This window comes from Microbacterium maritypicum, assembly GCF_041529975.1.
GTDB lineage: Bacteria > Actinomycetota > Actinomycetes > Actinomycetales > Microbacteriaceae > Microbacterium.
Window position 1 is genome coordinate 2830570 of the sequence record NZ_CP168030.1, and the last position, 11863, is coordinate 2842432.

Consider the following 11863-nt stretch of genomic DNA (forward strand, 5'->3'; position numbering starts at 1 on the left):
CCCCGCCGTCGGTACACTTGTCAGACAATCTTTCGACGGAGCAGAGGAGCACCGTGCCGACCACACTCGCCGAACCGCTGGATCCCGCACTGCTGGGCCCCACGACCGAGGTGCACTCCCGGTCCATCGACCGCTTCGCCCGGGCACACGACGCTTCGCACTACCTGCTCATCCCGGATGCGGTGCTCTCCCCCGCGGATGCCGAGGGCGTCGCCCGTGCGTTCGGCGCCGTGCGTGCGGCGGGACGCACGATGACCTTCCGCTCCGGCGGGACGAGCCTGTCGGGGCAGAGCGTCAGCGGCGACATCCTCGTCGACACGCGCAGCCACTTCCGCGACATCCGCGTGGAGGACGACGGCGCATTCGTCCGCGTCGGTCCCGGAGCCACGGTTCGCCAGGTCAACACCCGGCTGACACGCCACCGCCGCAAGCTCGGGCCCGACCCGGCGAGTGAGATCGCCTGCACGATCGGCGGGGTCGTGGCGAACAACTCCAGCGGCATGGCCTGCGGCATCACCGAGAACTCGTACCAGACCATCGAATCGATGACGATCGTGCTCCCGAGCGGGACGATCCTCGACACCGGACGACCCGACGCGAACGAGCTGCTGCGCGCCGCGGAACCGGCGATCGTCGACGGGCTCCTGGCCCTGCGCGCACGGTTGCTCGCCTCGCCGGAGCATGTCGACTTCCTCCGGCAGCAGTTCTCGATGAAGAACACCATGGGCTACGGCCTCAACGCCCTGCTCGACTTCGACGATCCGGTGCGCATCCTCGAGCACCTCATCATCGGGTCCGAGGGCACCCTCGCGTTCGTCGCCGAGGCACGGTTCCGCACGATCGAGGTTCGTCCGGCGATCGCCACCGGTCTGCTCGTGTTCGAGACGCTGTCGGCCGCCATGACCGCACTCCCCGACCTCACGCGTCTCGGCCTCGCGACGATCGAGCTGATGGATGCCGCATCGCTGCGCGTGGCACAGGGTCTGAGCGATGTCCCGGCGGCGATCGCGGCGATCGACGTCCAGGGGCATGCGGCCCTGCTCGTGGAAGTCCACGCCTCCGATGCTGCGTCCCTCACGGAGTCGAGCGCCGCCGCCCAGGTGCATTTCGAGGCCCTGCCGCTGGCCGTGGCGCCTCGACTCACGACGGACGCCGCCGAGCGGGCCGCGCTGTGGCATGTGCGCAAGGGTCTCTACACGGCGGTGGCGGGTGCGCGCCCCTCCGGCACGACCGCTCTGCTCGAAGACATCGTCGTCCCTGTCCCCCGCCTGCTCGCGACCTGTGAGCGACTGATCGAACTGTTCGCCGAGCACGGCTACGAGGGCTCGGTCATCTTCGGTCATGCGAAGGACGGGAACGTCCATTTCCTGCTCAACGAGCGCTTCGACGACGCCGACAGCATCGCCCGCTACCGCCGGTTCACGGACGACCTGGTCGACCTCGTGCTGTCCCAGCAGGGTTCGCTGAAGGCCGAGCACGGAACCGGTCGCATCATGGCGCCGTTCGTGCGCCGCCAGTACGGCGACGAGCTGACCGACATGATGTGGGAGATCAAGGGCCTGCTCGATCCCGACGGCATCCTCAACCCCGGCGTCGTCCTCTCCGACGACCCCGACTCGTACCTGCACGACCTCAAGCGCGTTCCCACGGTCGAGAACGAGGTCGACCGCTGCGTCGAGTGCGGATACTGCGAGCCGACGTGTCCGAGCAAGAGCATCACGCTCACCCCGCGTCAGCGCATCGTGATCCGCCGCGACATGGCCTGGGCCGAAGAGCAGGGCGACACCGAGCTGCTGCGCGATCTGCAGAAGGACTACGACTACGACGGCGTGCAGACCTGCGCCGTCGACGGCATGTGCGGCGTGGCGTGCCCGGTCGACATCAACACCGGCGACCTGGTTCGTCGGCTGCGGGCCGAGCAGTCGAACGCCGTCGAGGGTGCCCTCTGGGGCACGGCGGCCAAGCACTGGAGCACGGTCACCCGGGCCGGCGGCATCGCCCTCACGGTCGCGGACGCGCTCCCGGCTCCTCTCGTCCGCGGAGTGACCCGGGTGGGACGCGCCGTTCTGGGCGCCGACACACTCCCGCTCTACGCCGCGGGACTTCCCCGCGGCGGGTCGAAGCCTCCGCTCCCCGCAGCCCCGAGCGATGCGCAGGTCGTGTTCTTCGGCGCGTGCATCGGCACGATGTTCGGCGCGGAGGGCGAAGGCCAGGGATCGAGGGACGCGCTGCGCGAGCTGTTGGAACGCGCCGGCATCCCCATCGTGATCCCTGAGGAGAACGGCGGCCTCTGCTGCGGCACGCCCTGGAAGTCCAAGGGCCACCTCGACGGTTACCGGCTCATGTCCGACCGGGTGCTGGATTCCCTCTGGGAGGCGAGCCGCCAGGGCGAGCTCCCCGTGGTGTGCGACGCCGCATCCTGCACAGAGGGCCTCGATGTGATGCTCGCGCAGTCCGTGGCGAAGAGTCCGAAGTACGCCGGGCTCCGGATCGAGGATGCGACGACGTACGTCGCCCGAGAGGTGCTGCCGCGGTTGACCGTGTCCGCGAAGCTTCCGACCGTGGCCGTACACCCGACGTGCTCGACGACCGCCCTCGGGGCGACGGGGGCTCTGACCGCGATCGCGGCCGCCGTCGCCGACGACGTTTTCATCCCGGAGGGCTGGGGCTGCTGCGCCTTCGCCGGTGACCGTGGGATGCTGCATCCGGAACTCACCGCCAGTGCGACCGCACAGGAATCCGCGGAGATCGCGGCCGCGGAGGAGGAGCGCGGCGGCTTCGATGCGTTCGTGTCAGCCAACCGCACGTGCGAGATCGGGATGACCAGGGCCACCGGCCGCTCCTACCGGCACGTGATCGAGATCCTCGAGGAACTCACCCGGGCCTGACCCGCCGGGATGAAGACGAAAGAACGGGCGCCCCCCCCCCGAGGGGGCGCCCGTTCTTCTTGACTCAGGTCAGGCTGGACTCAGGTCAGCGCGCAGCGCTGCCGTCGACGTAGTCCTCGTCCTGCTGCTTCCAGGCGAAGAGCGAACGCAGCTCCTTGCCGGTGACCTCGATGGGGTGTTGCTCCTCCTTGGCGCGCAGCGCGAGGAACTCCTCGGCCCCGTTGTCCTGGTCGTCGATGAAGCGCTTCGCGAAGGCGCCCGACTGGATGTCGGCCAGCACGCCCTGCATGCTCTCCTTGACGCGCTCGTCGATGACGCGCGGGCCCGAGACGTAGTCGCCGAACTCGGCGGTGTCGGAGATCGACCAGCGCTGCTTGGCGATGCCACCCTCCCACATCAGGTCGACGATGAGCTTGAGCTCGTGCAGCACCTCGAAGTAGGCGATCTGCGGCTGGTAGCCGGCCTCGGTCAGCGTCTCGAAGCCCGCCTGCACGAGGTGGCTCACGCCACCGCAGAGCACGGCCTGCTCGCCGAACAGGTCGGTCTCGGTCTCTTCGGTGAAGGTCGTCTTGATGACGCCGGCGCGGGTGCCGCCGATGGCCTTCGCGTACGAGAGGGCGAGGTCCCAGGCGTGACCCGATGCGTCGCGCTCGACGGCGATGATGTCCGGGATGCCACGGCCGGCGACGAACTCGCGACGGACCGTGTGGCCCGGAGCCTTCGGAGCGACGAGGATCACGTCGACACCCTCGGGGGCGTCGATGTAGCCGAAGCGGATGTTGAAGCCGTGTGCGAAGGCGAGCGTCTTGCCGGCCGTGAGGTTCGGCGCGATGGACTCGCTGTAGATGATGCGCTGGTGCTGGTCCGGCGCGAGGATCATGATGACATCGGCCCACTCGGTGGCCTCGGCGACGGTCTTCACGGGGAAGCCGGCCTCTTCGGCCTTCGCGGCGGACTTGGAGCCCTCCTTCAGTGCGATGGCGACCTCGACGCCCGAGTCGCGCAGGTTCTGCGCGTGGGCGTGGCCCTGCGAGCCGTAGCCGACGATCGCGACCTTCTTGCCCTGGATCAGGGACAGGTCTGCGTCGGCGTCGTAGAAGATCTCGGTGCTCACTGTGTGTTTCTCCTTGTTCTTTGCGTTTCGTCGGGATTCGCGCGCTCCAGGAGCGGCGAAGACTGTGTTGCTCGGGATGGTCAGCCGCGCAGGACGCGTTCGGTGATGCTCTTACCGCCGCGCCCGATGGCGAGAAGACCCGACTGCGCGATCTCCTTGATGCCGAAGGGCTCCAGTGCACGGAGCATGGCGTCGACCTTGCCCTTGTCGCCGGTCACCTCGATCACGAGCGCATCCGAGGCGTAATCCACCACCGACGCGCGGAAGAGGTTCACGACCTCGATCACGTTCGAGCGCGTGGCGTTGTCGGTGCGCACCTTCACGAGCATGTGCTCGCGCTGGACCGACGTCGAGAAATCGAGCTCGACGATCTTGATCACGTTGATCAGCTTGTTGAGCTGCTTCGTGACCTGCTCGAGCGGCAGCTCCTCGACGTCGACGACGACCGTGATGCGGGAGATACCGGGCACCTCGGTCACGCCGACGGCGAGGGAGTCGATGTTGAAGCCGCGACGGGCGAACAGCCCGGCGACGCGGGTGAGGAGTCCTGGGGTGTTCTCCACCAGCAGGCTCAGCACGTGAGTCGACATGGATCAGTCCTCCTGGTCGAAGTCGGGCGCGTGCTCGCGGGCGTACTGGACGTAGCTGTTGCTGACGCCCTGCGGGACCATCGGCCACACCATGGAGTCGGCGCTCACGACGAAGTCGATCACCACGGGGCGGTCGTTCGTCTCGAGCGCGAGCTGGATGGCGGCATCCACCTCTTCCTCCTTCTCCACGCGGATCGCCAGGCAGCCGTACGCCTCGGCGAGCTTCACGAAGTCGGGGATTCGGACCGTGCCGTGCCCGGTGTTGAGGTCGGTGTTCGAGTGGCGGCCGTCGTAGAACAGCGTCTGCCACTGGCGCACCATGCCCAGCGAGGAGTTGTTGATGATCGCGACCTTGATCGGGATGTTGTTGATGGTGCAGGTCGCGAGCTCCTGATTGGTCATCTGGAAGCAGCCGTCGCCGTCGATCGCCCAGACGTGACGCTCCGGCTCTGCGACCTTCGCACCCATCGCCGCGGGCACCGAGTAGCCCATGGTGCCGGCACCGCCGGAGTTCAGCCAGGCGTTGGGGCGCTCGTACTTGATGAACTGCGCCGCCCACATCTGATGCTGGCCGACACCCGAGGCGAAGACGCCCTCGGGACCGGTGAGCTCGCCGATGCGCTGGATCACGTACTGCGGAGCGAGGAGCCCGTCGGTCGTCGGCGCGTAGCCGAGCGGGAACTCGGTGCGGAGGCCATCGAGGTACGACCACCACTCCTCGATGTCGGGCTTCGCGCTGGCGGTGGCACCGCGGAACGCGGCATCCAGATCGGTCAGCACGTCGCGGACATCTCCCACGATCGGCACATCCGCGGTGCGGATCTTCGAGATCTCCGCGGGGTCGATGTCCACGTGCACGACCTTGGCGTTCGGGGCGAAGAGCGCCGCCTTGCCCGTCACGCGGTCGTCGAACCGTGCGCCGAGCGAGACGAGGAGGTCGGCCTCCTGGAGCGCCAGCACGGCGGGAACCGTGCCGTGCATGCCCGGCATGCCGAGGTGCTGCGGGTGCGAGTCAGGGAACGCGCCACGGGCCATCAGCGTGGTGACGACCGGCGCTCCCGTGGATTCCGCGAGCTCGAGGAGCTCGGCCGACGCCTTGCCGCGGATCACTCCGCCGCCCACGTACAGCACCGGCTTCTTGGCCTCGGCGAGCAGGGTGGCTGCGGCCTGGATCTGCTTGCCGTGCGCCTTGGTCACCGGGCGGTAGCCGGGGAGATCGATCTTGGGCGGCCACACGAACGGCGCCGTCGCCTGCTGCGCATCCTTCGTGATGTCGACCAGCACGGGACCCGGACGACCGGTGCCGGCGATCTCATACGCCGCGGCGATCGCGCCCGGGATGTCGGCCGCGTCCTTCACCAGGAACGAGTGCTTGGTGATCGGCATCGTGATGCCCACGATGTCTGCTTCCTGGAACGCATCGGTCCCCATCAGCGTCGAGAACACCTGACCGGTGATGGCCAGCATCGGCACCGAGTCCATGTAGGCGTCGGCGATCGCGGTCACGAGGTTCGTCGCGCCGGGGCCGGAGGTCGCGATGCACACGCCCACCTTGCCCGAAGCCGACGCATAGCCCTCGGCCGCGTGGCCGGCCCCCTGCTCGTGCCGCACCAGGATGTGGCGCAGATCCTTGGCATCCATCAGCGGGTCGTACACGGGGAGGATCGCTCCGCCGGGCAGGCCGAAGACATCGGTGACACCGAGCAGCTCGAGCGAGCGGACGACGGCCTCGGCGCCGGTGATCTCCGGGGCAGAGGATTGACGGGCGGGCGGCCTCGGCACAGCCGGGGCGGAGTCAGCAGTCATGACTTTCCTTCTGATGATCTGTGGAGGACACCGGATGCCGGAGCGTCCGGGTCAGCCGGTGGTCGCTCCCTCGGCGGCGGACCGCACGAGGCGCGAGTACTTGGCAAGAACGCCTCGGGTGTAGCGCGGGGGAAGCGGCTCCCAGCCAGAACGGCGGGAGGCGAGCTCTGCGTCGTCGACGAGTAGATCGAGAGAGCGAGCTGCGATATCGACCCGTATCAGATCACCATCGCGCACGAAGGCGATGGGACCTGCGTCCACCGCTTCGGGTGCTATGTGGCCGATGCACAGGCCGGTTGTGCCGCCTGAGAATCGTCCGTCCGTCAAGAGTAGTACATCTTTTCCGAGTCCCGCGCCCTTGATGGCCGCGGTGATGGCGAGCATCTCGCGCATACCCGGTCCGCCCTTGGGGCCCTCGTAGCGGATGACGATGACGGTACCGGGCTCGATCTCGCCCTCCGCGACGGCGTCCATGGCGGCGCGCTCGCGCTCGAACACGCGGGCGGGGCCCTCGAACACGGCGGCGTCGAAGCCGGCCGTCTTGACGACGGCGCCCTCAGGAGCCAGCGAACCGTGCAGGATCGTGAGTCCGCCGGTCGCGTGGATCGGGTTGTCGAACGTGTGGATGACCTCGCCGTCGATCGGCTGCGGGTCGAGATCGGCGAGGTTCTCGGCGAGCGTCTTGCCCGTGACCGTGAGTGCGTCACCGTGCAGGAGGCCCTCGTCGAGCATCGCCTTCATGATCACGGGGATGCCGCCGTGACGGTCGACGTCGTTCATGACGTACTTGCCGAACGGCTTCATGTCGGCGACGTGGGGAACCTTGTCGCCGATGCGGTTGAAGTCGTGCAGGCTCAGGTCGACGTCGGCCTCGCGAGCGATCGCCAGCAGGTGGAGCACCACGTTCGTGGAGCCGCCGAGCGCCATCGCCAGGGCGATCGCGTTCTCGAACGCCTCCTTGGTGAGGATGTCGCGCGTCGTGATGCCCTGGCGGAGCAGGTTCACGACGGCCTCGCCCGAGCGGTGGGCGAAGTAGTCGCGCCGACGGTCCGCGGCGGGCGGTGCGGCCGAACCGGGGAGGCTGAGACCGAGTGCCTCGGCGACGGACGCCATCGTGTTGGCGGTGTACATACCACCACAGGCCCCCTCACCCGGTGCGATCGCGCACTCGATGCGCTTGAGGTCCTCTTCGCTCATGAGACCGGCACGGCAGGCGCCGACCGCCTCGAACGAGTCGATGATCGTGACGTCCTTCTCGGTGCCGTCGGAGAGCTTGACCCACCCCGGCGCGATCGAGCCGGCATAGAGGAAGACGCTCGACAGGTCGAGGCGGGCGCTCGCCATGAGCATGCCCGGGATCGACTTGTCGCAGCCGGCGAGCAGGACGGAGCCGTCGAGGCGTTCGGCCATCATCACGGTCTCGACGGAGTCCGCGATGACCTCACGGGACACCAACGAGAAGTGCATCCCCTCGTGACCCATCGAGATGCCGTCCGAGACGGAGATCGTGCCGAACTGCAGCGGGTAGCCGCCCCCGGAGTGCACACCCTCCTTGGCGCCCTGCGCGAGCCGATCGAGGCTCAGGTTGCAGGGAGTGATCTCGTTCCAGCTGGACGCGATGCCGATCTGCGGTTTGTCCCAGTCGGCGTCCCCCATCCCGACGGCACGGAGCATGCCTCGGGAGGTCGTGGCCTCGATGCCGTCGGTGACGACGCGGCTGCGGGGCTTGATGTCGATGGGCGCGCTATTGGAGGGATCATGCGAGGACATGACGGAAGTCTATTGCTGCGCAGAGGTGCGGGCGTCCGCGAGCGCCTCCAGAAGCGCGGCGATCTGTTGTGGAGTGTCCACACGAAGCACCGCGGCGCTCTCCCCCGGACCGACGCGCACGCCGAGGTCGCCCTCGCCGAGCACGCGCATCGCATCCTCGTCGGTCACATCGTCACCGGCGAACAGGATTCCGGTGGCGTCGAAGCGCTCACGAAGCGCCGTCATGGCCGCGTCCTTGCCCTCTGCACGCGAGGAGAACTCCAGCACGCGGTGTCCGGCCCGACGTCGCCAGTGCGGGAAGCGCTCGGCGACGAGAGCGTCGATCTCGGCGAAGACGCGCTCCTCGGTCTCGCGGTCCGCGCGGCGGGTGTGCACGCCCATGCCGAAGGTCTTGGGTTCGAACTCGGCACCTTCGAAGCGCTCGATGATCGGCTTCGCGGCTGCCCACAGCTCTTCACGCGAGCCGTCCTCGGTGACGTCGCCCGCGATCTCGGCATCTCCCTCACCCGGGAACCAGTACTGCGCGCCGTGGGAACCCGCGAGGGCGATGGCGGAGTCGTCGGTGTGTTCGGTGATGACCCGCAGATCGTGCATGCTGCGTCCGGAGACGTACGCCACGACGGTGTCGGGAAGCGACGCGAGCCGCTCCACCTGGATCGCGACCTCGGGAAGCGCGCGCGCAGCCATCGGGTCAGGCACGAGAGGCGAGGCGGTGCCGTCGAAGTCGAGGGCAACGACCAGGCGCGGCGTCGCCGCCAGGGCACTCAGGTCGTCATCGGCGGTTCCGGGGATCCAGGGGCGCGTCACAGGTTCTCCAATCGCAGGGGGTTCTTTCCCAGTATCGCGGCCCCGCGGGTGCTCAGCGTCCGCGCACCTCGGACAGCGCGGCGAGGAACGAGGAGGACCAGGCGTTCACATCATTGTCCAGCACACGACGGCGCAGTGATCTCATGCGCCGACCCTGCTCGGCCGGGGGCATCTCCACCGCGGTCATGATCGCGTCCTTGAGCCCTTCGATGTCGTGCGGGTTGACCCGCACCGCCTGCCGGAGCTCGTCCGCCGCCCCGGTGAACTCACTGAGCACGAGGACGCCGCGATCGTCCACGCGACTGGCGACGTACTCCTTGGCGACGAGGTTCATGCCGTCGCGAAGTGCGGTCACCAGCATCACGTCGGCAGCCAGGTAGAGCGCGACCATCTCCTCGCGTGGATAGCCCTGGTGCAGATACCGGATGGCGGAGTGGCCCATCGTGTCCGTGTCGCCGTTGATGCGGCTCACGGCGAGCTCGATCTCGTCACGCAGATGGACGTACGCGTCGACGCGCTCCCGGCTCGGACTCGCGACCTGCACGAGCGTGACGTCTTCGACGTTGAGTCGCCCTTCCGCGAGCAGCTCCCCGTAGGCCTTGATGCGGTGGCGGATGCCCTTGGTGTAGTCGAGTCGATCGACGCCGAGCAGGATGCGCTTCGGGTTGCCGAGGCTCGCCCGGATCTCGGCGGCACGCGCGCGAATGTCTTCGCGGGCCGCGAGCTCGAGGTAGGGCGTCGTGTCGATGGAGATCGGGAATGCCCGGGCCAGTGCCGTGCGGGTCCCCTCCCCATCGGGGACCGAGACGTTCGGTCCCTTGACGTCGTAGCGGAGCCGGCGCCGCACCGCCGTGAGGAAGTACGTGGCGTCCTGAGCACGCTGGAAGCCGATGACGTCGGCGCCGAGCAGCCCGCGCAGCACCTGATCGCGCCACGGCAGCTGGGCGTAGAGGCCGTGAGCCGGGAACGGGATGTGGTGGAAATAGCCGATCGTCACGTCCGGACGCAGTTCGCGCACCATCTGCGGGACGAGCTGCAGCTGGTAGTCGTGCACCCAGACGGTGCCCTCCTTCGCCACAGCGGCGGCGGCTGCTTCCGCGAACCGGCGGTTGACCCGGACGTATGCGTCCCACCATTCGCGGTGGTACTGCGGCGGCGCGATCACGTCGTGGTAGAGCGGCCAGATCGTGTCGTTGGCGAAGCCCTCGTAGTACTCCGCGACCTCCTGCGCACTCAGTGCGACCGGCACCAGCTCGATACCACCGGCTTCGAACGGCGTGAGCTCGACGTCGGCCTGCCCTGCCCAGCCCACCCAGGCCCCGCGCACGTTGCGCATCATCGGCTCGAGGGCGGCCACGAGCCCACCAGGAGACGTGCGCCAGACTTCCTCGCCGTCAGGTCCCTCCACCCGGTCGACCGGCAGGCGGTTGGCGACGACGACGAAATCTGCGGCGGTCAAGGGGGACTCCTCACATCAGCGGTGAAATCAAACCTACCCAGGATCGCGGAATACCGTCGCCGGAGGTCAGGCCGTCACCGACGATCGTGTACGCCGCTCGCTGCTGAGCGCCCAGTTCGCCACTCCCGCGCCGAAGGCGATGAATGCCGCGATCATCGGGAGCAGGAGCGCGGCGGACGTTCCGACGTTCTCGGCGATCTCGCCGGCCACGGCCGCGCCGATCGACTGCCCGACCACGACGCCGGAGCCCAGCATCGTCATGACCGTCGCCGAGCGACCACGCGGGCTGCGGGCGGCCCCGAAGCTGTACTGCGTGACCAGGGTGGGTCCGATGCCGATTCCCATGATCGCCAGCGCGAGCATCATCGTGCCCGGCGAGTCGACGAATCCGAGCAGGAGCGTTCCGGCGAGCAGGATGCCGGCGAAGATGAGCCACCGTGCGCGCATCGAGAACGACGGAGGAAGCCAGGCGACGCCCAACGCGAGCACCGCCGACCCGACGCCCATCACGCCGTAGAGCAGCCCGGCCTGCTCGGGTGCACCGCGGTCAGCCATGAACGACGTCAGCGAGGTGAGCATCGTCCCGAAGAAGATCCCCACGCCGAGAATGCCGAGGACGACGATGAGCAGCTGCGGCCGGAACAGCTCCGAGACCGCTGACGGGGCTCTGCCATCCGCGTCGCGGTCCTGCGACACGTGACGTCCGCTGGGGTGCAGCGCGAACGCGCCGACGAAGACGACGGTGAGCACGGCGGCGCCCACCAGCGGAGCCCAGGGAGCGAACGCGGACGCCAGGATGCCGACCAGGAACGGCCCGAAGACGAACACGGTCTCATCCGCCGCGGACTCGTAGGCCATCGTCCCGGAGACGGTCTTCGCGCGACGCGCCTCCGGCATTCGATCGGCGATGATCGTGACCAGACGTGAGCGCGAGAGCGGCGCGACCTGCGGTGCCGTGGCGCCGATCCCGACCGCCGCCAACAGCACGAAGCCGTCGGCCGCTTCCCCGTAGACCACGAAGGTGAAGAGCAGGAGCATCGCGCCGTTGGCCAGCGCGAGCACGACCAGGACCACCCGCTGGCCGAACCGGTCGGCGGCGGCGCCGAGAAGGGGTCCGAAGCACGCCGTTCCCAGACCGACGGCGGCCGAGGTGAGCCCACCCAGCGAGAGCGAGCCGCGGGCCGAGACGACGACGGTCAGGACGCCGACGACCATCATGGCGAACGGAAGTCGCGCGATGAAGGCGATGAGGAAGTAGGGGAATCCGGCGAGACGGAGAAGGCTCGGGCTCGGCTCGGTGATCTGCGGGGGTGCTGATGCGTGTGTCATGGCTCTCGCGCGTCGAAGACGCGATGTCGGGTGCCGCCGCTGTCCGCCGGGGATGCCGACGGCCGGTAGATACACGGTTTGTGCGGCCGCGGGCGAGCCG

At 68.5% G+C, this 11863-nt stretch carries 8 protein-coding genes; 1 reads left to right on the plus strand and 7 read right to left on the minus strand.

From position 1 onward, the window contains the following. The first annotated feature begins 53 nt into the window (after nt 1-53). Nucleotides 54-2888 carry an FAD-binding and (Fe-S)-binding domain-containing protein gene (locus ACCO44_RS13770; protein ID WP_372466955.1) on the plus strand — a complete coding sequence of 945 codons (2835 nt, stop codon included), beginning with the start codon at nt 54-56 and terminating at the stop codon, nt 2886-2888. Nucleotides 2889-2973: 85 nt separating this feature from the next. Here the strand turns inward: ACCO44_RS13770 and ilvC are convergent, their stop codons facing one another. The 7 genes from ilvC to ACCO44_RS13805 all read right to left on the minus strand — a co-directional run bounded on the left by ilvC (nt 2974) and on the right by ACCO44_RS13805 (nt 11763). Continuing rightward, a complete protein-coding gene (gene ilvC, locus ACCO44_RS13775) occupies nt 2974-4002 on the minus strand; it encodes a ketol-acid reductoisomerase (protein WP_029263576.1) in 1029 nt (342 codons plus the stop codon). A gap of 80 nt (nt 4003-4082) precedes the next feature. After that, on the minus strand, nt 4083-4592 hold the full coding sequence (gene ilvN, locus ACCO44_RS13780; protein ID WP_029263577.1) for an acetolactate synthase small subunit: 510 nt from the start codon (nt 4590-4592) through the stop codon (nt 4083-4085). A 3-nt stretch (nt 4593-4595) separates the two neighbouring features. Then, nucleotides 4596-6398, minus strand: a complete 1803-nt coding sequence (locus tag ACCO44_RS13785; RefSeq protein WP_372466957.1) for an acetolactate synthase large subunit — start codon at nt 6396-6398, stop codon at nt 4596-4598. Nucleotides 6399-6449: 51 nt separating this feature from the next. Then, nucleotides 6450-8168: a dihydroxy-acid dehydratase gene (gene ilvD / locus ACCO44_RS13790; protein ID WP_215066707.1), complete on the minus strand. Its 1719-nt coding sequence runs from the start codon at nt 8166-8168 to the stop codon at nt 6450-6452. Between the two features lie 9 nt (nt 8169-8177). Then, nucleotides 8178-8975 carry a trehalose-phosphatase gene (gene otsB / locus ACCO44_RS13795; protein ID WP_372466959.1) on the minus strand — a complete coding sequence of 266 codons (798 nt, stop codon included), beginning with the start codon at nt 8973-8975 and terminating at the stop codon, nt 8178-8180. A 52-nt stretch (nt 8976-9027) separates the two neighbouring features. Further along, the gene (locus ACCO44_RS13800) at nt 9028-10434 is read right to left on the minus strand and encodes a trehalose-6-phosphate synthase (protein WP_372466962.1); all 1407 of its coding nucleotides are present in this window, start codon (nt 10432-10434) and stop codon (nt 9028-9030) included. Between the two features lie 66 nt (nt 10435-10500). Further along, entirely contained in the window at nt 10501-11763 is a 1263-nt protein-coding gene (locus tag ACCO44_RS13805) for an MFS transporter (RefSeq protein ID WP_372466964.1), read from the minus strand. Nucleotides 11764-11863 lie beyond the last annotated feature (100 nt).